25 protein-coding genes are annotated in these 23,473 nt (G+C 61.3%); 14 read left to right on the plus strand and 11 right to left on the minus strand.

Annotation, left to right across the window (positions count from 1 at the left end; genetic code table 11):
* Window positions 1-5: 5 nt before the first annotated feature.
* The 5 genes from argB (at window position 6) to QP802_RS08900 (ending at window position 5,236) form a co-directional block, all read left to right on the plus strand.
* Window positions 6-941 (plus strand): acetylglutamate kinase, encoded by a 936-nt coding sequence (argB, locus tag QP802_RS08880; RefSeq protein WP_284818409.1) that lies wholly within the window; start codon window positions 6-8, stop codon window positions 939-941.
* The gene (locus tag QP802_RS08885) at window positions 938-2,122 is read left to right on the plus strand and encodes an acetylornithine transaminase (RefSeq protein ID WP_284818411.1); all 1,185 of its coding nucleotides are present in this window, start codon (window positions 938-940) and stop codon (window positions 2,120-2,122) included. Before argB ends, QP802_RS08885 begins: the two co-directional genes overlap by 4 nt.
* A gap of 157 nt (window positions 2,123-2,279) precedes the next feature.
* Window positions 2,280-3,455, plus strand: coding sequence for an ABC transporter substrate-binding protein (locus QP802_RS08890; RefSeq protein WP_256006263.1), 1,176 nt, complete (start codon window positions 2,280-2,282; stop codon window positions 3,453-3,455).
* Window positions 3,448-4,449: a FecCD family ABC transporter permease gene (locus tag QP802_RS08895; protein ID WP_284818413.1), complete on the plus strand. Its 1,002-nt coding sequence runs from the start codon at window positions 3,448-3,450 to the stop codon at window positions 4,447-4,449. The genes QP802_RS08890 and QP802_RS08895 overlap by 8 nt, the downstream gene beginning before the upstream one ends.
* A 4-nt stretch (window positions 4,450-4,453) precedes the next feature.
* Window positions 4,454-5,236 carry an ABC transporter ATP-binding protein gene (locus QP802_RS08900; RefSeq protein WP_284818415.1) on the plus strand — a complete coding sequence of 261 codons (783 nt, stop codon included), beginning with the start codon at window positions 4,454-4,456 and terminating at the stop codon, window positions 5,234-5,236.
* Here the strand turns inward: QP802_RS08900 and QP802_RS08905 are convergent.
* Genes QP802_RS08905 through QP802_RS08915 form a run of 3 tightly spaced genes read right to left on the minus strand, consistent with a single transcriptional unit; the run spans window position 5,233 to window position 9,049 of the window.
* Window positions 5,233-5,712 (minus strand): response regulator, encoded by a 480-nt coding sequence (locus QP802_RS08905; protein WP_284818417.1) that lies wholly within the window; start codon window positions 5,710-5,712, stop codon window positions 5,233-5,235. The two genes, QP802_RS08900 and QP802_RS08905, sit on opposite strands and share 4 nt — an antisense overlap.
* Complete coding sequence (locus QP802_RS08910) at window positions 5,687-7,597, minus strand: sensor histidine kinase (protein WP_284818422.1); 1,911 nt, start codon at window positions 7,595-7,597, stop codon at window positions 5,687-5,689. The genes QP802_RS08905 and QP802_RS08910 overlap by 26 nt, the downstream gene beginning before the upstream one ends.
* Entirely contained in the window at window positions 7,598-9,049 is a 1,452-nt protein-coding gene (locus QP802_RS08915; protein WP_070476955.1) for an SLC13 family permease, read from the minus strand. It lies immediately after the preceding gene.
* Between the two features lie 54 nt (window positions 9,050-9,103).
* On the opposite strand from QP802_RS08915, the gene QP802_RS08920 reads away from it, so the two are divergent.
* A complete protein-coding gene (locus QP802_RS08920) occupies window positions 9,104-9,469 on the plus strand; it encodes a hypothetical protein (RefSeq protein ID WP_284818425.1) in 366 nt (121 codons plus the stop codon).
* Here QP802_RS08920 and QP802_RS08925 read toward each other — a convergent pair.
* The gene (locus QP802_RS08925; RefSeq protein ID WP_284818427.1) at window positions 9,466-10,395 is read right to left on the minus strand and encodes a cation diffusion facilitator family transporter; all 930 of its coding nucleotides are present in this window, start codon (window positions 10,393-10,395) and stop codon (window positions 9,466-9,468) included. The two genes, QP802_RS08920 and QP802_RS08925, sit on opposite strands and share 4 nt — an antisense overlap.
* A gap of 480 nt (window positions 10,396-10,875) precedes the next feature.
* On the opposite strand from QP802_RS08925, the gene QP802_RS08930 reads away from it, so the two are divergent.
* The 8 genes from QP802_RS08930 to QP802_RS08965 all read left to right on the plus strand — a co-directional run bounded on the left by QP802_RS08930 (window position 10,876) and on the right by QP802_RS08965 (window position 17,351).
* A complete protein-coding gene (locus QP802_RS08930) occupies window positions 10,876-12,051 on the plus strand; it encodes a DMT family transporter (protein WP_070477000.1) in 1,176 nt (391 codons plus the stop codon).
* A gap of 133 nt (window positions 12,052-12,184) precedes the next feature.
* On the plus strand, window positions 12,185-12,487 hold the full coding sequence (locus QP802_RS08935; protein ID WP_070362895.1) for an urease subunit gamma: 303 nt from the start codon (window positions 12,185-12,187) through the stop codon (window positions 12,485-12,487).
* A 13-nt stretch (window positions 12,488-12,500) separates the two neighbouring features.
* The gene (locus tag QP802_RS08940; protein WP_252931478.1) at window positions 12,501-12,809 is read left to right on the plus strand and encodes an urease subunit beta; all 309 of its coding nucleotides are present in this window, start codon (window positions 12,501-12,503) and stop codon (window positions 12,807-12,809) included.
* 33 nt (window positions 12,810-12,842) lie between these two features.
* Window positions 12,843-14,555, plus strand: a complete 1,713-nt coding sequence (ureC, locus tag QP802_RS08945; protein ID WP_070362893.1) for an urease subunit alpha — start codon at window positions 12,843-12,845, stop codon at window positions 14,553-14,555.
* Window positions 14,556-14,654: 99 nt separating this feature from the next.
* Window positions 14,655-15,128 carry an urease accessory protein UreE gene (locus QP802_RS08950; RefSeq protein WP_070362892.1) on the plus strand — a complete coding sequence of 158 codons (474 nt, stop codon included), beginning with the start codon at window positions 14,655-14,657 and terminating at the stop codon, window positions 15,126-15,128.
* Entirely contained in the window at window positions 15,109-15,825 is a 717-nt protein-coding gene (locus tag QP802_RS08955) for an urease accessory protein UreF (RefSeq protein ID WP_070362891.1), read from the plus strand. The genes QP802_RS08950 and QP802_RS08955 overlap by 20 nt, the downstream gene beginning before the upstream one ends.
* A 22-nt stretch (window positions 15,826-15,847) precedes the next feature.
* Window positions 15,848-16,468, plus strand: coding sequence for an urease accessory protein UreG (gene ureG / locus QP802_RS08960; RefSeq protein ID WP_070362890.1), 621 nt, complete (start codon window positions 15,848-15,850; stop codon window positions 16,466-16,468).
* A gap of 4 nt (window positions 16,469-16,472) precedes the next feature.
* Window positions 16,473-17,351: an urease accessory protein UreD gene (locus QP802_RS08965; RefSeq protein WP_070476968.1), complete on the plus strand. Its 879-nt coding sequence runs from the start codon at window positions 16,473-16,475 to the stop codon at window positions 17,349-17,351.
* On the opposite strand, the gene QP802_RS08970 is transcribed toward QP802_RS08965, so the two are convergent.
* The 7 genes from QP802_RS08970 to QP802_RS09000 all read right to left on the minus strand — a co-directional run bounded on the left by QP802_RS08970 (window position 17,352) and on the right by QP802_RS09000 (window position 23,420).
* A complete protein-coding gene (locus QP802_RS08970; RefSeq protein ID WP_070362888.1) occupies window positions 17,352-17,681 on the minus strand; it encodes an ArsR/SmtB family transcription factor in 330 nt (109 codons plus the stop codon).
* A 31-nt stretch (window positions 17,682-17,712) separates the two neighbouring features.
* Window positions 17,713-18,483, minus strand: coding sequence for an ABC transporter ATP-binding protein (locus QP802_RS08975; protein ID WP_070362887.1), 771 nt, complete (start codon window positions 18,481-18,483; stop codon window positions 17,713-17,715).
* Entirely contained in the window at window positions 18,483-19,466 is a 984-nt protein-coding gene (locus tag QP802_RS08980) for a FecCD family ABC transporter permease (RefSeq protein WP_070476970.1), read from the minus strand. Before QP802_RS08980 ends, QP802_RS08975 begins: the two co-directional genes overlap by 1 nt.
* A 2-nt stretch (window positions 19,467-19,468) precedes the next feature.
* A complete protein-coding gene (locus QP802_RS08985) occupies window positions 19,469-20,470 on the minus strand; it encodes an ABC transporter substrate-binding protein (protein ID WP_284818432.1) in 1,002 nt (333 codons plus the stop codon).
* 76 nt (window positions 20,471-20,546) lie between these two features.
* Window positions 20,547-20,993: a GNAT family N-acetyltransferase gene (locus tag QP802_RS08990; protein WP_284818433.1), complete on the minus strand. Its 447-nt coding sequence runs from the start codon at window positions 20,991-20,993 to the stop codon at window positions 20,547-20,549.
* Window positions 20,990-22,195 carry a DUF418 domain-containing protein gene (locus QP802_RS08995; RefSeq protein WP_284818435.1) on the minus strand — a complete coding sequence of 402 codons (1,206 nt, stop codon included), beginning with the start codon at window positions 22,193-22,195 and terminating at the stop codon, window positions 20,990-20,992. The genes QP802_RS08990 and QP802_RS08995 overlap by 4 nt, the downstream gene beginning before the upstream one ends.
* A 22-nt stretch (window positions 22,196-22,217) precedes the next feature.
* The gene (locus tag QP802_RS09000) at window positions 22,218-23,420 is read right to left on the minus strand and encodes an amidohydrolase (protein ID WP_284818437.1); all 1,203 of its coding nucleotides are present in this window, start codon (window positions 23,418-23,420) and stop codon (window positions 22,218-22,220) included.
* Window positions 23,421-23,473 lie beyond the last annotated feature (53 nt).

Below are 23,473 nucleotides of genomic sequence, written 5' to 3' on the forward strand. Positions count from 1 at the left end.
CATCCGTGTTACCGAATCTCAGCAGCGAGCAGCGGGCAACCGTCCTGGCAGAGGCACTGCCGTGGCTGCAGCACTACCGCGACAAAATCGTCGTGGTCAAGTACGGCGGCAACGCCATGATCGACGAAGACCTCAAGGCCGCATTCGCCGCCGACATGGTCTTCCTGCGCACCGTCGGCGCGAAGCCCGTGGTTGTGCACGGCGGCGGCCCGCAGATCAGCGCGATGCTCTCTCGCCTCGGCCTCGACGGCGGCGAGTTCGTCGGCGGCTTCCGCGTCACCACCCCCGAAATCCTGGACGTGGTGCGCATGGTGCTCTTCGGCCAGGTCGGGCGCGACCTGCTGGGCAAGATCAACTCCCACGGGCCCTACGCGGTGGGCACCTCCGGCGAGGACGCTGGGCTGTTCACCGCCAAGCGCCGCACCGTCGACGTCGACGGCGAACCCCGCGACATCGGGCTCGTCGGCACGATCACTGACGTGAACCCCGCCGCCGTCATGGACATCATCGAGGCCGGGCGCATCCCGGTGGTCTCCGGCATCGCGCCGGGAGAGAACGGTGAGGTGTACAACATCAACGCCGACGAGGCAGCGGGCGCACTCGCCGCGGCGATCGGCGCGGAGCGCCTCGTGGTGCTCACCAACGTGGAGGGCCTCTACACAGACTGGCCGAATAGGGACTCGCTGCTGTCTAAGATCGAGGCCGGGGACCTCGAGCAGATGCTGCCAGCGCTGGACTCGGGCATGATCCCCAAGATGGAGGCGTGCCTGACTGCAGTGCAGGGCGGGGTGAAAGCCGCCCACGTCATCGACGGGCGCGTCGCGCACTCCGTGCTTCTTGAGCTGCTCACGATGGGCGGTGTGGGCACCATGGTTCTGCCAGATGATTACGACCGTTCCCAGTACCCGGACGGCACCATTTTTAGAAAGGATGACGCATGAAGGACTTCACACAGCGTTGGGCGGGCGCGCTTCTAGATAACTACCCGGTTCCGCCAATCGAGCTCGTCGAAGGTTCCGGCTCCACCGTGACTGACGCCGACGGCAAGCAGTACATCGACATGCTGGCCGGCATCGCGGTCAACGCGCTCGGCCATGCGCATCCGGCAGTGGTCGAGGCGGTCACCAACCAGCTATCGACGCTCGGCCACGTCTCGAACCTGTTCGGCTCCGCACCCGTGGTCAAGGTCGCCGAGGCACTCCGCGAGCACGTCGGTGATGACACCGCCCGCGTCTACTTCGGCAACTCCGGCACCGAGGCCAACGAGGCCGCCTTCAAACTCGCGCGCCTGACGGGTCGCCGCCGCATCCTCGCAGCGCAGCACGGCTTCCACGGCCGCACCATGGGCGCGCTCGCCATGACCGGCCAGCCCGACAAGCAAAAGCCGTTCGAGCCCCTGCCCGCCGGCGTGGAGTTCTACCCCTACGGCGACATCGAGGCGCTCACCGCACTCGTGGAACAGAACCCTTCGGATACCGCGGCCATCATCCTGGAGCCCATCCAGGGCGAGACCGGCGTCATCCCCGCTCCGGAAGGCTTCCTCACCCAGGTCCGCGAGCTGTGCGACAAGCACGGCATCCTCTTCATTGCCGACGAGGTGCAGACTGGCGTCGGCCGCACCGGCGACTTCTTCGCCTTCCAGCACGAGGGCATCCTCCCGGACGTGATCACTATGGCCAAGGGGCTCGGCGGCGGCCTGCCGATCGGCGCGACGATCGCTCGCGGCGAGGCGGCGAAGCTCTTCACTCCGGGCAGTCACGGCACCACGTTCGGCGGCAACCCAGTCTCGTGCGCGGCGGCCACGGCAGTGCTGGTCACCATCGACGACGCCTTCCTCGCGGAGGTGCGTCGCAAAGGCCAGGTGCTTTACGACGCCGCCTCGAAGATCCCGGGTGTGAAGGAAGTCCGCGGGCGTGGGCTCATGCTCGGCGTGGTCTTGGAGCAGCCGGTGGCGAAGCGCGTCGTCAAGCTTGGCCTTGAGCACGGCGTGATCCTCAACGCGCCGGCGGATGACGTGATCCGCCTGACGCCGCCGCTGGTGATCAGCGACGAGGAGATCGCACAGGCGGTTGGGCGCCTCACGGCCGCGATTGCGGAGGCCTCAGAAGAGGTCTCACAATAATTTGACAGGCTTGACGTATCGCTTTCGCATGTGCTGTAATTTGATTGTTCAATTCATTAATTGAACATTTGCTAGTGGGGTGGAGCCATCCACCCTTGCGCCTTCACATTCCTTGCTCGGAATCGGTGCAACCAAACCACAGTGAAAGTCGATAATCATGGCCTTCTCCGCGAAGAAATCCCTCCCAGCTGTAGTGCTCTGTGCCGCGATGATGTGGACAGTGACTGGATGCAGCAGCCCTGCGGACAACGAGCCTGCCTCGGAAACGAGCCAGACTGCCGCAGACGCCTCGCATGCAGTGACCATCACGGACATCACCGGGAACACGATTCAGCTGGAGAAGCCACTCGAGCACGCAGCCATTCAGCTTTCTGGTTCTGGCGGGCCGCTTTTGACGATGGCGGCCCTTGACCGGGACAACTACACGTCTAAGATCGCTGCGATGGATAAGGGCCTCGAGTCCAACCGACAGGACCTGTGGGACCTTTTGCTTGAGGCGAACCCGGAGCTTGCTGATATCCCGAAGATTGGTGATGCGACGAAGGATCAGATCTCCGCCGAACAACTTTTGACGATGGGTGTCGACGGAGTCATTGCTCCGGTTCGCCAGAAAGCAAAGATGGATGTCATCGCTGAACAGACTGGCATCCCGGTAATCTACATCGATTACCACAGCCAAAAGCTGGAAAACCATATTCAGTCCACCAAGATCATCGCTGAAGCCACTGGGCTGACGAAGAATGTCGACGAGATCACGAAGTTCTACGAGGACGTCGTCGGCGACATCGAGGAGCGCGCTTCGAAGCTGGACCACACCACGTCGGTCTACTTTGAGACGACCTCGAACGGCCCGACCGAATTCGGCAACACCTACGGCGCCGGCATCATGTGGGGCGCCATCCTGGACGCCGTCGGCGCGGACAACATCGCGACGCACTTCATGGCTGCGGACGACGCCGAGGCGCTCTCCGCGGAACAGGTCCTGGTCAGCAACCCGGACAAGATCGTGCTCTCAGGATCCCTGTGGGCGAACCAGCCGGACTCGGTCAAGATGGGCTTCTCCGTCTCCAATGAGGAGGCGCTGGCCTCGATGGAGCCGTTCCGCCAGCGCGAAGGCTGGGACAAGCTCAAGGCGATCCAGAACAACGAGCTCTACGCCATCGGGCACCCGATGACCCGCGAAATGCTCGACTTCTACTCCTACGCGCAGCTGGCGAAGCTCTTCCACCCGGAGGAGTTTGCGGACCTGGATCCAGAGGCGCTGATCAAGGAGTACTTCGATAAGTACATGCCGATCCCATACGAGGGAACCTGGTTCATCAAGTATGAGTAAGGCACCAACAAAAAGCCTCCCGAAAGGACTTCTGGTCGCATTTGCCATTTTGGCGGTCGTCGTCCTTTTCGTGGTGGATCTTTGCGTCGGCCCCGCCGACATCAAGCTCTCAAACTTCTCCGCCGTGCTAGACCCTGACTCGGTTGAGCACATTGCGTTCTTCCGCATGCGCATGCCAGCTGCCCTCATGGCAGTAGGGGTGGGGATGAGCCTGGGGTTGGCGGGCGCCGTGATGCAGACAATCCTGAATAACCCGCTTGCTAGCCCGTTCACGCTTGGCGTGTCCTCGGCAGCGAGCCTTGGCGCAGCCATCGTCTTTGTGATGGCGGTGCCGATGGTGTTCGTCACCGGAGGGGCACTGCTCCTCGCACTGCTTTCCGTCCTGGTCATCTTCGCAGTGGGCAAGTATATCGAGATGAGTAATTCCTCGCTCGTGCTGGCGGGCATTGCGCTGAACTTCCTCTTCGACGCGTTCCTGTCACTCATTCAGTACCGGGCCTCCGAAGAAAGCCTGTCGTACATCGTCTTTTGGACGATGGGCGGGCTGACCCGCGCCTCCTACCCTCAGGCGTGGATCCTGCTCTCGACGTTCGTCGTTGTGTTCGCGGTGCTGCTTCGCAACGCCTGGAACCTGACCGCGCTGAAGTTCGGTGAAGCACGAGCGGAAGCGCTCGGCGTCAAAGTCGGGCGCGTGAAGATCCTCTCCCTCGTCTTGGCCTCGATTCTGACCGCGCTCGCGGTGAGTTTCTGCGGAAAGATCGGGTTCATCGGGCTGGCCGCGCCGCACTTGGCACGCCGCCTCGTTTCCGAAGACCAGCGTTTCTACCTGACAAGCTCCGCGATCCTCGGCGCGATGATCCTGCTGGTGTCCTCTATACTCTCGAAGCTGATCGTCCCTGGGGTTGTGGTGCCAATCGGCATCATCAGCTCCATCATCGGCATTCCGTTCCTGGTCTACGCGCTTACCAGCCAGCGCCGTCAAAGGGCGGTGTAGCGGCATGATTCGCGTCAAGAACTTCTCGTTCGATTATGGCGAGCGCCAGATCATCGACAACATCAGTTTCCAGGCGAAACCCGGTGAGGTCACCGTGTTGATGGGCCGAAACGGCGCAGGTAAAACCACGCTGATGACGTCGATAGCCCGCTCAGGCAAGCCTGGCCGCGGCAAGAAGGTCACAGGCGAGATTACAACCACCGGCAACATTTCGTACCTGAACCAGCACACGGAAGGCGACCTACCGTTTACCGTGTTTGAAACGGTGATGATCGGAAAAGTAGCCAAGCTCGGGATCTGCACCACGCAAGAGGACGTCGACGACGTCAACGAGGTGCTCGACATGCTTGAGCTGCAGCCGCTGCGCGACGTGGCCATCCGCAATCTGTCGGGCGGCCAACGCCAAAAAGTCTTCATCGGGCAGGCCATGGTCAAGCGGCCAGACATCCTGCTTTTCGACGAGCCCACGTCCGCACTCGACATCGAAAACCAGTACAGAATCCTGCACCAAATCAAGGCGCTCACGGTTGAGCGAAACATCACAACGGTAGTAAGCCTGCACCAAATCGACCTGATCGAGCGCTTCGCGGACCACATCATCGTGCTCCACGAAGGCAAGATCTATGCCGAAGGCTCACCCGCCGAAGTGTTTACGAAGCAAACGTTCCGCGACGTCTACTCCGTCGAGGCGATTCTGGCGGGAGTCAAGGACCGGATCCTCTTCGGGTTCGACCTGTTAGACCACCCGAAGATCCCGCCCGAGCACACCCCAACCTCCATTCATTAGTCCCGGTGGCGGGTAAGCTTCAGCGCCCGCTGCTGGTCAAGCACCTCGAAGTAGGGCAGCGGGTCGATGTCTAGCGCCTCCACGTAGTCCGTCAACATGTCACGCACTACGCTGTGCAGCTCCTCGACGTCCCACGGCTTAGCGATGTAGTAGTCCAGGTTCGCCTCGTTCACCGCGTGCACGGTGTCCTTGAGCTGCGCCTGCCCGGTTACCAGCACCTTCCGGGTCGCCGCGGTGCGTGGGTCTTGCATCATCTGCACAAGGAACTCCACGCCGGTGGTCCCGGGCATGCGGTGGTCACACAGCGCGAGCGCGAGGAGGTCGCCGTCGTCGCTGAGCTCGTCGATCACCTCCCATGCCTCGTCGGCGTTGGAGGCAACCTCCAAGCGGACGGTGTCCGCGAACAAGAGGAGGTCGCGCTCAAGGGCGGCGCGCACTTCGGCTTCATCTTCAAGAATCAGAATGGTGAGGTTCATGGTGTCTCCTTGGTCCGTTGATACGTAGGCGAACGCTGGCTTGGGTGCCTCGTGGCGAGGACTCCAGCGCGATGGTTCCGTGGTGCTTATTGATGATGCTTCGGCACACACTCAGGCCGATGCCCATCCCGAAGCGCACCTGGCCGTTCTTCGTGGTGAAACGCGGTTCGAAGAGCCGCTCGAGGCGCTCGCCGGGGATGCCGGGGCCGTCGTCGATAATGTCGACTTCCACCCAGCCCGGCTCGGGCGCGCTGGTTCTAATCGTGACAGTGCCGCCAACGCCGGTGTCCTGCATCGCCTCGGCGGCGTTGGTCAGCAGGTTCGTCCACACCTGAGCAAGCTGGCCCGGCATGCACGTGATGTTGGGCAGCTCCGCATAGTCGCGGATGACCTCGACGTGGTCGAGCCGGTGCGAAATCAGCCGGAGGGTGTCGTCGATACCTTCGTGGACATTGACGTCGGTGACGGGGTCGCCGTCGGGGCGCGCGTACGAGCGCAGCGAGGCCACGAGTTCCGTGATGCGGGTCGCCGCGGTGGAGAGGTTACGCACCCCAGTGCCGATCGCCGCAGCGCGCTCGATGGTCTCGAAGTCGAGCCCGCGGGAGCGAGCCACCTGCTTAGCAAAGGCGGCGTCGTGCAGACCGGCGAGCACCCAGCGCTGCGCAAGCGCGCGGTCGCCGATGATCTCGGTGAGCTCACGCCGCAACCTGCGCGCCTCCTTCGTACTCACCGATGGTGCACGTTTTGCCTGCTCAAACGCCTTGAGCACGCCCTCGCGCCACTTCCGGTTCGGGCTCGCCGCAAGCAGCGTATCGACGTCCTCTCCGAGATGCGCCGCCGTGCGCTCGATCGCGGCCATCGGGTTGTTCAGCTCGTGGGCGACCCCCGCCGCCAACTCACCGAGCGAGGCGAAGCGGGCCTGGCTCATCAGCTCTCGGCGGGCCTCCTCCAGGTTGCGCAGCGCGGTGCTCAGCCGTGCGCGCTCCTGCTCCAGCTCCACGGTCATCTCGTGCTGGTGCACCTGGCTGTCCTCGGAGCGCCGTAGGCGCCGGTCGTAGGAACGCACCAGCAACACGGCGAGCATGCGGTCCAGGCCAGGGGCGATGTCGAGCAGGTAGTTGAGCTGGTCCATCGGCAGCTGCACCGCGGTGACCTCTGTCGTGGTCCGCGCGGTGAAGAACCCAATGCGCGTGCCTGCCAGCGCCAACAGTCCAATCACCTGGCCTGTCGATCCACGGTGCATCGTAATATCCCCGGCGTCCGTGTTGCGCTGCAGCACCACTTCGCCCGAGATGGTCAAGATGACCTCCTCGACCTCCTTGCCCTCCGTGGTCAGGTTCACCCCGGGCGGGAAGACCAGGCGCGGCTGGCGCCCGAGGTGCCGGTCGGCGGCGTCAATAATGTGCCTGATGATCTCCTCGTCGCTGAGCTCCACGTCCAGCGCCGGCGCCGCCGGCTGGTCGTACTTCGACGCCAACTCGGGGTTGTCGTGGTAGCGCGACGCCCAATAGCGGGTGAGCTGCTGCTGCAGGTTCCGTGCCAGGGCCTCGTCGTGGATCTCCGGCGTGTACACCAGCATGTCCAGCCTGCCCAGCTCGCTGAGCCGGTCCAGGCCCGACACCGTCGGTGCCGTGGTCAGGACGATGATGCGGGTGTGTTCGTAGTGGGCGTCGTCAAGAAATTTGACCAGCGGGTGATCGGCGGTGAGCCCGTGCTCGTGCACCGTGACGGTGACGAGCGCGAGGTCGTCCGTGCGAGGCAAGTCCGTCAGCGACGGGTAGGTGAGCACCGTATGCGTGCCGCCGAACGCGTCGCGCACGATGCTCTGGACGGTGCGCGACGCCTCCGACGCACCGATGACCGCGATTGTTGAGTGTGGAATCATCTACAGCAACCCCAACAGCGTCCACACTGACGGCATCACGAAGATCAGCAGCAGCGTTGCCACCGTACCCACCACCAGGCCGACCTGCGCCATCTGTGGGATGGTGATCTCCTTTGTGGCGTACGCAATCGCGTTTGGCGGGGTGGAGATCGGCAGCGCCATACCCAGCGAGCAGGCGATCGCCACAATCACCGCGATGAGCATCGGGCTCGGCTCGGACAGCGTGATCGCCAGCGAGACCGCCAGTGGCACCAGCAGGTTCGCCGCCGCCGAGTGGGAAATGACGTTCGCCATGGCAAACCCGATCAGGCCCAGCAGCGCCAGGATCATCATCGGGCCGAGCACCTTCCAGTTCACGGAGCCGACCAGCCAATCGTCGAGGCCCGTCGCACCCACGCCCGTGCCCAGCGCAATACCGCCGGAGACCAGCCACAACACCGGCCAGTCCAGCGCCTGGACGTCCTTGCCCTTCATCACTTTCAGGCTCAGCAGCGCAACGACGGGGAAGAAACCGACAATATTCGAGGAAATCCCGTGCAGCGGCTCGCTCATCCACAGCGCAATCGTCAGCCCCGCCACCGCGTAAAACAGCTTCGCGTTCGACGACGTATCCCAGGACGCATCCATTGCAATCGAGATCCGCGTCTCCGATGGGATGAACGCGACGCACAGGAACAGCCACGCAAACACCAGCACCACCAGCATGAACGGGACGGCAAGCAGCATCCACTGCGCGAAGGACACCTTGATGCCGTACTCCGCCAGCGCACCAATCGCGATCGCGTTCGGCGGCGTGCCCACCGGCGTACCGATGCCGCCCACATTCGCCGCCAGCGGAATCGACAGCGCCACACCCGCGCGCACCTTACCCGGCGGCAGCGTGCGCAGAATCGGGATGACCACCGCGAACATCGTGGCCGTCGTCGCCGTATTCGACATAAACATGCTCAGCAGTGCAGTAATCAGCATGAGCCCCAGCACCGTCAGCCGCGCCTTATCCGGGAAGGGCCGCAGCATAATCGCCGCCAGGTTCTTGTCCAGCCCGAACTTCTCCGCGCCATGCGCAATCATGAACCCGCCCAAGAACAGGATGATCACCGGGTTCGCCAGCGCCGCAAAGTAGTCGGACGCCGGCAGCACCGTCTCCTTCAGCGCCTCGACGCCGCCCGTCGGGTCAACGATGGCGCCCTTCGAAAGCAGGATGACCTCGAGGAAGATCACCAGCACCGCGGTCGCGGTCAGCGGGATCGGCTCGAGGATCCAGAAGACAATCGCTAACAGGAAAATAGAAAGCATCCGCTGGCCGGGAGCCTCGAGGCCAGGGATGTTGAAAAAGAAGGGGAGCGCGAAGAGCACGGCGCCAAGAATGAGGCCCGCCCACTGCTTTTTCGAAAGGGAGGGGGCGCGCTGCTGGAGCGCCGGTGGTGGAATCGTTCCATGCTGTACAGCCATACCTCTGTATCTTAATCGTATGACCAGCGAATTTCGGTGGTTAGAATAAGCAGAATGAAACACTCAAAGCTTTTCGTCGCAGCACTCGCCGCCGCCTGCGTATCGACGGCCACTTCGTGCACCACCCAGCCCCTCCCATTCGAGCAAACACCCGCCGCACCGGCTTCGCAGGAAGCCTCATCTGAGTCCGAGTCCGATCCGGGCGTGATGGACGAGCCTGCCTTCGAGGACGCCATCGTCGCTATCTGGGCGAAGACGGATGAGATGCGCGGCATCGGCGTTCCCGAGTCCGAAATTGAGGACCTGCAGGCCCGTACCGACGAGCGCGACGAGTCGATGGGGAAGCGCGCAATGTTTTACGTCACCGAGGCTGACAAGCTCAGCGAACAGTATGCGTCAGTGACTGAAAACGGTTCTTAAGCCCAGAGCGGTCCGGTGCGGGTGTGGTACCCGGCAGGCTCCACATGCACGATCGTTTCCGACTCACCGATGACCGCAGTGATGCCATCCTCGATGGCGTCGGCGTGCTCGTGGGAGTACGCCACAGTCCACCCGCCGGGGACCTGCACGACGAGGCTGATAAGCCGATCGCGGCCAAACGCAGCCGTGCGCACCGACGTGAACTCGACGTCGTGCTCGGCAGCGTAGCTATCGAGGAAGCTGTGGAGCTTCTCCAGCTCATCTTGCGGTAGCGCTTCCGAGAGCAGGCCGAGGATGGCGCCTTTCAGGAGGCGGTAGCCGGTGAAGAGGACATTGCAGCCGACGCACAGTGCGATGATCGGGTCGAGCAACTGCCAGCCGGTAATCCAGACCGCCACGATGCCCACGATCACGCCAACCGTGGTCCACACATCAGTAAGGAGGTGGTGGCCGTCGGCATCCAGTGTTGACGAACGGTACTTCTTACCGGCCTTCACCAGCGCAACACCGACTACGAGGTTTAATACAGTCGCAGCAACAGAGAATGCCAAACCGATGCCGATCTGCTCGACCGGCTGTGGATGCAGGATGCGTTGTACCGACGTATAGATAATGGCCACCGATGCAACCAAGATGAGGGAGCCTTCCACCTGTGCGGAAAAGTACTCTGCTTTGGCGTGGCCGAAGTTGTGGTTCTCATCCGCGGGCTTCGCGGAGAGTTTGAGTGCCCACAGGCCCACGAGTGCAGCGATCAGGTTAATGACGGATTCGATGGCGTCGGACAAGAAGCCGACTGATCCCGTCACTCCAGCTGCGATTACCTTGAGCGCAATAGTAAGGACTGACGCGGCAATCGAGAGCCACATGAACTGTTCGAGGCGGCGCTGCTCCTGTTTGCGCTCGGTGTTTATTTCGGCAAGTGGCATGGTTGTTCTTTCGTCTTCCCTAATTGACCTGCATTATCGTAACAGTCGGGGAAGGGCAAAAGACGTTTGCTTGGCAGGGTCGGTGATGAGTGATGCCAGCCCGCCCCGAAAATGGTCTATCAAAACCGCGGTGTACCTTAATGAATATCAAGCGAATATTTGATAATTGATTTATAAATAAATGAAACGGAAAGTATGGGTTGTTCAAACAAACAATTGAGTCTTACAATGTCAAGCAAACGTTTGAAATTTAATGTTTTGGGCCCCATTTCTGTGGTAATTCTGGGAAGTATGTAGATATGCAGTACGTTTGCACTGCATTGAGTGACCCCTAATCGGGGGTAGTCAAAATGTATAAAAACATGAATGTAACTTTCATAAAGACACTCGGGGCGGGATTATATATGCATTCCGTAGCAAACTATGCAAATAGAGCCTTAGGGAATTCTGAATTCTTGTCAGGAATGTATGGTGATTGGCATGTCAAATACTTCTAGCGCCACTACGGCAGCGGACATCAAGGGTCCGCCAATCAAACCAGTGAGCCACGGCAAGGCGGTTTTGTTCCTTGCGCTTGGTACAGCATTCCTTGCCGGCACCCCGCTGTGGGTAAAGGCGACAAACATGGATCCAGCGACGCAGGCCTTCCTGCGCGTCGTGATCGGTTGCCTCGTGTTGATCCCGTTCGGTGTTATGGAAATCCGCAAGAAGGCGTCGCTGAGCAAGAAGGGCATCATGCTCTCCATTGCCTCCGGCCTCTTCCTGGGCGTGGACTTCACGTGCTGGAACTACTCCATCTTCTATGTCGGCGCCGGCATTGCCGCAATTCTGCTGAACCTGCAGGTCATCATCGTGCCGATGCTTACGGCAGTCTTTGATAAGTACAAGATTCCGCCGGTCTTCCTGATCCTTGTCCCGATCATGGCCGTCGGTGTGATGCTGACCGGTGGCGTCTTCGAGGCCTCTGAGGCATCTGGTGGACCGGAGTCCATCTACGGCATTAAGACTGCAACCCTGGGTACCATCTTCGGCCTGACCTCGGGCGTGTGCTACTCCTTCTACCTGTACCTCTCCCGTAAGGCTGGTACCTCCGCACGTAAGGACCTGTACGTCCAACCGATGATGTACACGATGATGGCGCAGGCAGTCCCGCCAACAATCGTGGCATTCTTCATCTCCCCGCGTAAGGGATTCGACTTCGTGAACGGTGTTCTGATCGACGGCCAGCTCCCGCTGGTTGATCCTGAGCACACCGTCGGTGACGCGCTGACCACTTGGAACTGGTTCAACCTGATCTGCTTGGCTATCCTCGGCCAGGCGCTGGCATGGACCTTCGTCCAGTACGGCACGGTTTGGCTCGACCCGACCCTGTCCGCAGGTATCCTGCTGCTCTCGCCGGTGACCTCCGTCATCATTGCAGCTCCGCTGTTCGGCGAGATCCCATCGGTACTCCAGATCATCGGTATCTTCCTGATTCTGGGTACAGTGGCATACCAGAACGGACTGTTCTCAATGTTTACAAAATCGAAGATGAAAACCGACCATGAGAATCCGGACCACTCACTCGATGAACAACTCATCAGAGAGGGATTAGCGCCCGGACACTCACCGGAAGAAGCCTCGGATAACCCGAAGAAGCATCACCATCACCACTAATTCGGAGTAGGTTCGGGGCGAACCGAAAAAATTTCACACAATGAGTGAAAACTGAACCCCGTCTGTTCCAGAAGGCACAGACGGGGCGTCGGCAAATAATCGAATATCAATCGTCAACGAGCAAGGAGAAGAAATGAAGCTGACCCAACGCGAACAGGAAAAGCTGCTCATCGTGGTTGCTGCTGATGTGGCACGTCGCCGCAAGGAACGCGGCGTGAAGCTGAACTACCCAGAGTCGGTAGCCCTCATCACGGATTACCTCATGGAAGGCGCCCGCGATGGCAAGACGGTAGCGCAGCTGATGTCCGAGGGCATCCAGGTGCTTACCCGTGACGATGTCATGGAAGGCGTTCCAGAGATGATCTCTGACGTTCAGGTTGAGGCAACCTTCCCTGACGGCACCAAGCTTGTCACTGTCCACAACCCAATCCGATAAAAGGAGACTATCCATGATTCCAGGCGAGTACTTCATCACTGAAGGCAAGGTCATCCTGAACGAAGGCAGCGAGCCAATCACGCTTGAGGTGAAGAACACCGGCGACCGCCCGATCCAGGTCGGTTCCCACTTCCACTTCGCAGAGGCAAACAGCGCCCTCGAGTTCGACCGTGAAGCTGCGATGGGCAAGCGCCTCGACATCCCGTCGGGCACCGCAGCCCGTCTCGAGCCAGGCGATTCCCGCACTGTTGAGCTGATCGACTTCGGCGGCAAGCGCGAAGTTCACGGCTTCAACGGCAAGGTCAACGGCCCAGTCAAGTAAACGGATTACGAAACCTTTAAGGAAGGGAACAAAATGGCATTTGAGATGGATAGGCGTCAGTACGCCGAGCTTTACGGCCCACACACCGGTGACGGCGTCCGCCTCGCGGACACCTCGCTGATCGCACGCGTTGAGAAGAACCTGCTGAAGCCAGGCGAAGAAGTCAACTTCGGTGGCGGCAAGGTTATCCGCGACGGCATGGGTCAGAACTCCCGTGTTACTGGTGAAGAACTGATTCCGGACCTCGTCATTACCGGCCCGATCATTATTGACTACACCGGTATCTACGTTGCTGACATCGGCATCAAGGACGGCAAGATCCTCAAGATCGGCCGTGCAGGTAACCCAGATATCCAGGACGGCATCGACATCGTTGTCGGCGTCGCAACCGAGGTCATCGGCGGCGAGGGCAAGATCGTCACCGCTGGTGCAGTGGATACCCACATTCACTTCATTTCCCCAGAGCAGGTCCTGGCTGCGCTGGACAACGGCACCACCACGCTCATCGGTGGCGGCGTTGGCCCGGTTGATTCCACCAACGCAACCACCGTCTCCGCTGGTGCGACCAACATCAAGCACATGATCGAGGCTTCGGTTGACTTCCCGGTCAACGTTGGATTCCTGGGCAAGGGCCACGCGTCCGCGCTCAACCCGCTGCGTGAGCAGATCAAGGCCGGCGCTATCGGCCTGAAGATTCACGAGGACTGGGGCGCGACCGCGAACACCATCGACAACGCGCTCAAGGTCGCGGACGAGATGGACGTCCAGATCGCGATCCACACCGACACCCTCAACGAGGGTGGCTTCGTGGACAACACCATCAAGGCAATTGACGGCCGCGTCATCCACACCTTCCACACCGAGGGTGCTGGCGGCGGTCACGCGCCGGACATCATTGAGCTGGCTGGCCACTCCAACGTGCTGCCAGCGTCGACCAACCCGACGCTGCCGTACACCCACAACACGCTGGAAGAGCACCTTGACATGATCATGGTCTGCCACCACCTGAACCCGGATCTTCCGGAGGACGTGGCGTTCGCAGACTCCCGTATCCGCAAGGAGACCATCGCGGCGGAGGACGTCCTGCACGACATGGGCATCCTCTCCATCACCTCCTCTGACTCCCAGGCAATGGGCCGCGTCGGCGAGGTCGTGCTGCGCACCTGGCAGGTCGCTGACCGTATGAAGCAGCAGCGTGGTCCGCTCGAGGGTGACTCCGAGGGCAACGACAACGAGCGCATCAAGCGTTACGTGTCCAAGTACACCATCAACCCAGCGATCGCTCACGGTATCGCGCACGCAGTCGGTTCCGTTGAAGAGGGCAAGCTTGCTGACCTGGTGGTCTGGGAGCCGGCACACTTCGGCGTCAAGCCGCTGCTCGTGCTCAAGTCCGGCTACGTTGCACGCGCAGAGATGGGTGACTCCAACGCATCCATTCCGACGCCACAGCCACGTACGATGCGTTACTCCTACGCGGCATACGGCGATGCAGTTCGTCGCACCAGCGTCACCTTCCTGCCGACGGCCGCATTCGAGGCCGGCGTGCCGGATCAGCTGAACACGAACCGCAGGTTTGTTGAGGCGAAGGGCATCCGCAACCTCTCCAAGGCAGACATGAAGTACAACTCCGAGACGCCTGACATCAAGGTCGATCCGGAGACCTACGTGCTGACCGTCAACGGTGAGGAAATCCACTCCGAGCCAGCTGAAGAACTGGCTATGGCACAGCGCTACTTCCTGTTCTAAGGTGGACGTGTAGCAGAAGCGAGCGGGGGCAGCAGACGCTGCCTACGCTCGCTTTTTCTCTTTCTGCGACAAAAACTATTGAAAGGTACTTATCGTAAAATGATCGTTACTGAGATTCTCGGCAACGTGAATACAACCGAGGGTATTGATGCGTCGAACTGCGACTACGTCGTGTTCGACAACGAATCCCGCGTCAAGCGCATTCAGCGCCTGACCACCGAGCAAGGCACCGAGCTCGGCATCCGTCTCGACAACGACTTCCGTGAGTTCGTCGACGGTGACATTCTTGCCCGCGAGGGGGACAAGCTGATCGTCGCGAAAATCGCGGCTTCCGATGTCCTGGTGATCGAACCTGCAACGATCCGCGAGGCGCTCGAGGTTGCGCACGCGCTCGGTAACCGCCACCTCCAGGCACAGTTCTTCGCCGCAGGCGAGAATGCATTCGACAAGGACGTTATGGTTGTGCGGTACGACCACACCGTCGAGCACCATATCCAGCACACCGGTGTGTCCTACCACCGCGGTGAATACGTGATGCCAAAGGCGTTCCGTCATGCAGAGCACACCCACTAATCGCAGCCAGCTCGTCGTCTGGCACCTCACCGACTCCGCCCTGCCAACTGGTGGCTTTGCGCACTCCGCGGGCATGGAAACGTACCTGCAGCGTGACGTCATCCGCGACGCCGACACGTTCGCGACGTGGCTGCGCGGCTACCTGTACCAGGCCACGTTTAATGACGCCCTGGCGGCCAGGTTCGCCATCGAGCTGCAGCAGTCTGGCCTGTCGGAGGCGGAGCGCGTCGAAAAGCTCGCTGAGCTCGATGCCCTGGTGCATGCGACGCAGACGCCGAAGGAGCTGCGCGCCGCGATGCAGTCGATGGGTCGGCGCATGTCGAAGGTTGCCAAGATTGTCGACGCCAACGATGCGCTCGTCACCGAGTACGACCGCGGGCTTGCGGTCCGTGAGTACAAGGGCAACCCCGGCATTGCGTTCGGGCTGGTGCTCGGCGCGGCTGGCGTGGAGGAGTACACCGCTGTCGAGGCGTACCTCATGCAGCTTGCGACCTCGATGGTGCAGAACGCGATCCGCGCGATCCCGCTCGGCCAGGACGCGGGCCAGCGTCTGCTGGTTGGCGTGTATGACTGGGTGTCGCGTTACGCCGCGGTGACCATGGAGCACACGATCCACGACTTGGGTGTGGCGGCGCCGGATATGGAAATTGCGCAGATGGAACACGAGTTCCTGCACTCGCGAATGTTTATGTCTTAAAACTTGGAAGGAAGATAGAAGTATGTCAGTAATCAAGATTGGCGTCGGTGGCCCTGTCGGCTCCGGCAAGACGCAGCTCATTGAGCGTATTACGCGCGCCCTGGAGGGAGAGATCTCCATGGCCGCGATTACCAACGACATTTACACCACCGAGGATGCCCGCATCCTGGCTCGCGACGGCGTGCTGCCGGAGGACCGCATCATTGGTGTTGAGACCGGTGGCTGCCCGCACACCGCTATTCGCGAAGACACCTCGATGAACGAGGCCGCCTACGAGGAGCTTCTGAACCGGCACCCGGACCTGGAGCTGGTGTTCATGGAGTCCGGCGGTGACAACCTGTCCGCGACGTTCTCCCCGGAGCTCGTCGACTTCTCGATTTACATCATCGACGTTGCGCAGGGCGAGAAGATTCCGCGCAAGGCAGGCCAGGGCATGATCAAGTCCGACCTGTTCGTGATTAACAAGACGGACCTCGCTCCGTACGTTGGCGCGGACCTGCAGGTCATGGCCGACGACTCGAAGAAGTTCCGCGGTGACAAGCCGTTCGTGCTGACCAACCTCAAGACCGACGAGGGCCTTGACCAGGTCATCGAGTGGATTCGTCGAGATGTGCTTATGCAAGATCTCGACACCAAGGCGTAGCTTGATGTGGGGCGAGTCAAGCGCGGTCTTCACTCACGAACCGCCGCATGAGGAAACTGGTGTACTGGAGCTTGGTATCGGCATTGGCGGTACCAAGTCCGTAGCGAAACGGCAGTACCACGAGGGTGCGTTCAAGATCATCCGCCCGCACTACCTGGATGATTCCGGGCAGGTCTACTACACCATCGCGAACCCCGGTGGGGGATACGTTGGTGGGGACGTGTACCGGATGGAAGTCGAAGTAGAGCCGGACGCGTCCGTGCTTTTGACTGACCAGTCCGCGGCGAAGGTGTACCGCACCCCGGACGACTACGTTGTACAGAACGTGGAGTTCACCCTGCACGGCAACGCCGTGATGGAGTACATCCCGGATCAGCTGATCCTGTACCGGGAGGCGGACTTCCGCCAGCAAATTACCGTCAACATGGACGCGGAGTCGCAGCTGTTCATGTCGGACATCGTCACGCCGGGCTGGTCGCCGGATGGTCGCCAGTTCCTGTACGAGCAGGCGCACCTGCGTAACGTCGTTCGTGTCGACGGCAAGCTGGCCGTCGTGGACAACGTGCGCATCGAGCCGACGAAGGAACTCTTCAACGACGTGAAGGAGTCCTTCCTGGGGCAGCACACCCACTTCGCAACGGCGATCTGCATCGACCCGAACATGACGCCGGAGCTGCTGGAGAAGGTCCGGGATGCAGTGCGCAACTCCCTGGAGGGCAAGGGCACTGCGAGCGCTTCGGTCACAGAGACCGAAGTTCCTGGCTTTGTGCTTCGCGGTGTTGCTGACTGGACGGAGGACCTGATGCGCATCATCAAGGCTGCGGCGAACGTCGTTCGCGCCGAGACGCGCGGCCAGGGGCCGATCGACCTGCGCCAGTACTAGTTACTTGCTATCGGCCGAATCCGGGCCATGTCCATGTTCGTGGGCATGGCCCGCACCTATCCAGTGCAACAGCTCGTGGATGTCATTGTCCGCGATGGCGTAATAGATGCTGCGGCCGTCTCGTTTCGAGGACACCGTGCCGTTGTTCTCCATCGCGCGTAGCGCGGCGGACGCGGTTGCGATACGAAGCTCGGTGACCTCCGCGAGCTCGGTCACGGTCAGCTTGTGCTGGCCGGCGTGGTGAATCGCAGCAAGCAGCGTCAACCGGGTCTGGTCCCCGAGGATCTTGAAAATCCCGGTCCAATGGGGGAAATCTACTGACTGAGCCACTACTGAAACCTTTCTGGAATCCTAAAATTCACTACACCGGATGGGAAATATGCAGCACCGGGATGTCCTGGCTATCTCGGTCTAGGTTACCGCTCACACCGAAAACATTCTCAAGGACCGCCGGAGTAAGCACATCGTCTGGCGCGCCGTTGCCCTTGAGCTGCTTATCGTGCAGCAGCAGGAGGCGATCGCAGTAGCGCGCGGCGAGCGCCAGGTCATGAATCGCCAGCACAATCACCGTGTTGTGTTCACGGGACAGGTGGCGAAGCATGTTCATCAGCTTGTACTGGTGATGCAGGTCGAGGTGGTTTGTCGGCTCGTCCAGCAGCATCACCTTTGAACGCTGCGCCATCGCGCGCGCAACCATGGCGCGTTGGATCTGGCCGCCGGAGAGCTCCGACATCTTCTGGTCCACGATGCCCTCGAGGTCCGCGTGACGCAGGGCGTGAAGGATAATCTCCTCGTCCTCCGGCTGGGCTTGCGCGAACGGTCCACGGCCGGCGCTGCGGCCCAGCTGGATCACCTCGCGCACGGTCAGTGGAATCTTGTCGCCAGAGTGCTGCGCAACGTAGGACAGTACGTGGACGCGCTCGGTGCGAGGGTAGTCGCGGAGCGGTTTGCCGTCGAAGAGCACATCGCCAGTGAATGGGTGCACCCCGGCGATGGATTTGAGCAACGTCGATTTGCCGCAGCCGTTCGGGCCCACGAGCCCAATGACCGACGGGGCGTCGAGCTCAAACGAGATGCCGCTCAGGATAGTCGTGCCTGGGAAGCCCGTTTCGAGGTTCTTGACTTCTAACATCAGTGCTTCCTCCGCAGGATCAAGAAGAATGCCGGGACACCGATGAGCGCGGTGATCACGCCGACAGGCAGTTCCTGCGGGGCGAACAGCGCGCGGGCGATGGCGTCGGCAACTACGAGGGTGATCGCGCCGACCACCGCGGAAATCGGGATCAAGCTGGCGTGCCGCGGCCCGGAAATCATGCGCACGGCGTGCGGAACAATCAAGCCCACAAACCCGATCGCGCCGACGGACGCGACCGTGGCCGCCGTCATCAGCGACACCGCAACCAGCACCGCGTAGCGCAGCGCCACAACGGGAATCCCCATCGTGGACGCGGTCGCATCACCGAGGGAGAGCGCATCCAGGTAGCGTGACATCATCCACAACGCCACCGTGCCGATGGTGCCGACGATGAACACCGCAATCACGGTGTACCAGCGCGCGGCGCTAAGCACGCCAAGCAGCCAGAACATGATGCCGCGGGTCGACTCAGCGTTACCGGACGCGGTGACAATCAGCGAGGTCAGCGACTGGAACAGGAACCCAATCAGCACACCGGTGAGCACCACACGCGCGGCATCGGCAGCGCTGTTGCGCAGCAGCAGCATCAACATGCCGAAGGACACGAGTGCGCCCACCGCAGCACCGGCGATGATGCCGTACTGCCAGGTGGAAAACAGGATCGCCACCACGGCACCTGTTGACGCGCCCGAGGAAATACCCAGCAGGTACGGCTCGGCCAGGTCATTATGTGTGATGGCCTGCATCGCCACGCCGGACACCGCGAGGATGCCGCCCACCATCGCAGCCATCAGGATGCGCGGGATGCGAAGCTCCGTCAGGATGGACATGCGCAGTGGGGAAGGTGCCGGGTAGGCCGGATCGAAAATGCCGCGCAGCTCAGTAAAGCTCAGGGAGCTTGAGCCAATCGGAATAGAACAAACCATCGCGAGTACCAGCAGTACTAACGCGATGGCTGAAACAGTGACGGTTTTCTTCACAGCTACTTGGTTGCTCCGTCGAAGAGGCCGTCGTCAATTGCCTTGGAGATGTTCTGCACAACTTCGTAGGAACGAGCGGAAGCCGAGGCAGCGACGCCAGGAACCACAATGTACATGTTGTTTTTGACTGCCTTCATCTCCTTGGTGCCAGGGGTGGCTTCGAGGTCAGCGACCTTCTCCTCCCACTTGTCGCCAGGCTCGCCGCGGCCAGGCAGGTCCGCGAGGATAATCACGTCCGGGTCAGCCTCAGCGACAGCCTCCCACGACACCTGTGGCCACTCTTCATCCAGGTTGGCGAAGACGTTGGTCATGCCGGTGCGCTCACCCATGTTGGTCACGATCGACGGGCCGCCAGCGACGTACGGGGAACCGCCAACAGAGGAGTAGAGCAGCATGAACGTGGTGCCCTCAGGCGCCTGCTTCGCGTTCTCCAGCTCGGAGTTCTGCTTCTCGATGAGCTTCTTCGCCTCTTCTTCGCGGCCGAAGAGCTTGCCCAGGTCCTCGAGGTCCTTCGCGATCAGCTGGAAGGAGTCCTTGCCCTTGTTGTCGCCGTAGGACGGGCACTCACTGTTCGGGTTGAAGGTGGCGACGCCCAGCTTTGCCCACTCCTCGCGGGTACCTGCGGCGTCAGCGCGCCAGTTCAGCTCGAACGGGGAGAAGATGAAGTCCGTGTCCGCGTCACGCAGCTGCTCCGAGTTCGGCACCGACGGACTGACTTCCTTCAGACCGTCGAGGGAGAAGCCAGCTGGTGGCAGGTCCTTCTGGTGGCCGTAGCCTGCAATCTGATCCTTGGCGCCGAGCAACAGCAGGGTGTCCGTTGCGCCCTGCTCGAGCGTGGTCGCACGCTGGACCGGTCCCTGAACGGTGACCTCGGTGCCACAGTTATCGATGGTGATGGCGGAGTCGGACTGTGCCTGTGGGGTTTGCTCATCCGTGGAGCTGCAGCCGGTCAGAGCCAGCCCTGCGACGAGAACAGAACCAAGAGCTGCAGAGATTGCGCGCATGGAGCTTCCTTTCAAACAATCAATGATCTGACAGAATGAGACTAGCGCGAAACCTTAGGAAAAGCTAGAAAAATATTTATGAGCGACGAAGACGCATCACACGATGCGGAACTCCAGTGTCAAGGAACTCCTCGCCCTCGGCGACAAGGCCGAACTGCTCGTAGTAGGGGACCAGGCCAGACTGTGCCTCGACGATGAGGTCGCCCGGCCAGCGCTCGGTGAGCTGGATGCCCGTTCGCGCGATCTGCGCGCCCAGGCCTGTGCCGCGAGCGGCCGGGGCGACGACGAAACGGCCAAACTGGGAACCCGTTGCGGTGGGAAAGACGCGGGCGCAGCCCTCCAACACCGCACCGTTCCACGCGAGCAGGTGCAGCGTGTCCGGATGCGCGTCCTGGTCGTCGAGCTCCCGGTACGGGCAGTGCTGCTCGGCGACGAAGACGTCGACGCGGAGCTTGAATAGTTCGAACGCCTTGAGCGAGGTGAGCTCCGAAAGCGGTGCTACTTGGATTCGGTGTGCGCTCATTGCGGGAGGGCCTTTCCGCTCGCAGGATCTGAGTATGGTTCGATGCGGCGCGTCGGGCTGTATGAGAGGCGGCGGTGCAGCGACTCGAACGGGCCCTGCTTGCCCATGCGCTCAAGCAGGGCGGCGAGCGCCACCGACAGCAGCCACACCGCGGTCCCGAGCAATATTGGGCGGAGCTCCCCGAGACCCGGCAGCCACGAGTAGCCGATCAGTACCGCGGTCGGAAGCAACACGAACGTCTGCAGAAGGTAGCCGGACATGGAGCGCTTCCCCAGGGCGATCATCGGCATCGTCCAGCGCGGTGGCTGCTGGTTCCAGTGCTGCGTTGCCAGCGCGAACGCAGCCAGGATGCCCGGTCCGGTGAGCATCCCGAAGCTCTGGTTCAAAATTGACCAAAATGCCGCTGTCGACGCAGGCAGGATACCCAGCTGTGCAAGCCCAAGTGGGATGCCGATCGCAACAATGACAGCGACGGCCACCGCTACCCAAATCCACAGCGTCCGCGCGTGCTCATTCACGTCAGTGAGCACGCCGTCACGCGCCCACGCAAAACCAATCAGGGAAAGCGCGCCCAGCTGGATCACCACGAGGGGCTGCGAGAAAAACATGTAGATCGCGAACTCTTGGTTCCCAGCAAAGTACGTGGCAAAGGAGCTAGCATCCGGCGCCGGCGTAGCAAGGTCTAGGGGTGTTCCATAGAAAAACACCGCAACCAGCGCGTACACAATGCACGACAGCCCCAGAATGATGCCAGCAATGACGTAGAGCACCCCCGAGCGCACCCGCAGGAACAGCGCCATCAGCACACCAATAAGCCCGTAGGTCAACATGATGTCGCCGCTAAACAGCAGCCACATGTGTGCCAGGCCAAAGAGCGCGAGCATCCCGTAGCGCTTCGCCAGCACGCGCCGGGCAGCACCTGCCGGGTACCCTTTGCGTGCCAGACTCGCCGCGACCAGACCGAAGCCGAAGCCGAGGAGCGTTGAGAACATCGGCAGGCCACGGACGTGCACGAACATCGCCGCGAAGACCGTCGCGGCTTGGTCAGCCGCCGTGCCTGGGTGCTCGCCTGTCACGGTTGTGCTTAAAGGAGTGAGCCAGTACGAAATCGCGTTGGCTACGGCGATGCCGAGCAGCGCCAAACCCCGTGCGATATCCGGGACGACGAGCCGTGTACGTTGCTGTTGCTCTACGGTACGCATGCAACGAAAGCGTACGGCAGGCCTACCCTCGCATCAACCACGGAGAGGTAGAGACCAAGATGGCCTGGATACTGCGGTCAAGCACCGGCTGCAGGTCAGGGGCGAAGTACGGCGAGTGGTTCGAAGGGGCGCCGTCGATATCTTTGACACTGCCCAAGAACCAGTAGAAGTACGGGGCGCCGAACGCATTGCCAATCGTGGGGAAGTCCTCGGAGCCGGAAAGCCTGCCGAAGTCGCCCACCTCGTCGAAGTTCTTCCGGAACGCGGTCATGACAGTGTCGGCCGTCGCCTCGTCGTTGTGGAACTCCGGTGCACCACCGATGCGCTCGAACGCGGGCGGCTTTGGCGTGCCAGCGGCCTCGCACTCTGCACGAACGATCCGCTTGATGGAGGCATTGAGCTTCTCCGAAAGCTCGGAGGTAAACGCGCGCGTGGATACGGAAATCTCGGCCGTCGCGGCGATCGTGTTCGCGGAGTTGCCTGCGTGGACCGCGCCAACCGTGACTACGGCCATGTCCTGCGGGTCCACTTCGCGTGCAACGATCGTTTGCAGCCGAGTGATAATGCTGGCCGCGATCACCACCGGGTCGATGCCGTTGTGCGGTTGCGAGCCGTGGGCACCCTGCCCGAAAATGGTGACCTTCGTCTGTTCGGACGCAGCGAACACCGGCCCTGGTAGTGCGCCGAGGCCGTAGTTCGGCAGCATCGGTCCCACGTGCTGGCCAAGCACTACCTCGGGGGTAGGTACCTTCGTGGCTAGCCCCGCGTCGGCCATGTCCTGGGCGCCGACGCCAGTCTCCTCGCCAGGCTGGAAGATGGCAAGGAAGGTGCCGTTCCACGCGTCGGTATTTTCCTGCAGCAAGCGAACCGCACCCAACAGTGCGGTCGTGTGCATGTCGTGGCCGCAGGCGTGCATGATGCCCAGCTCCGGCGAAGCCGAGTACTCAAGCCCCGTTTCTTCCTTGATTGGGAGGGCGTCAAAGTCGGCGCGGAAACCGACAGTTGGGCCGTCGCCGTTTCGCACGACGCCCACGAGCCCCGTTGTGCCGACGGGCACCACCTCGACGCCGAGCGCCTCCAGCTCCTCCTGAATGCGAGCGGAGGTAGCAAACTCCTGCATGGATAGTTCGGGGTTCTGGTGGAACCACTTGTACAAATTCTCTAGCTCACCGCGGTGAGCTTCCAGGCTTTGTAGGAACGGCGTGAACTTTTCTTCTAGGCGCATGGCTTGAGCATAGTTCCGCACCCACACCTTTTGTGCTGGTTGCCGTGCCGATG

It is taken from the genome of Corynebacterium sp. UMB10119B (assembly GCF_030228125.1).
Lineage (GTDB): Bacteria > Actinomycetota > Actinomycetes > Mycobacteriales > Mycobacteriaceae > Corynebacterium > Corynebacterium pseudogenitalium.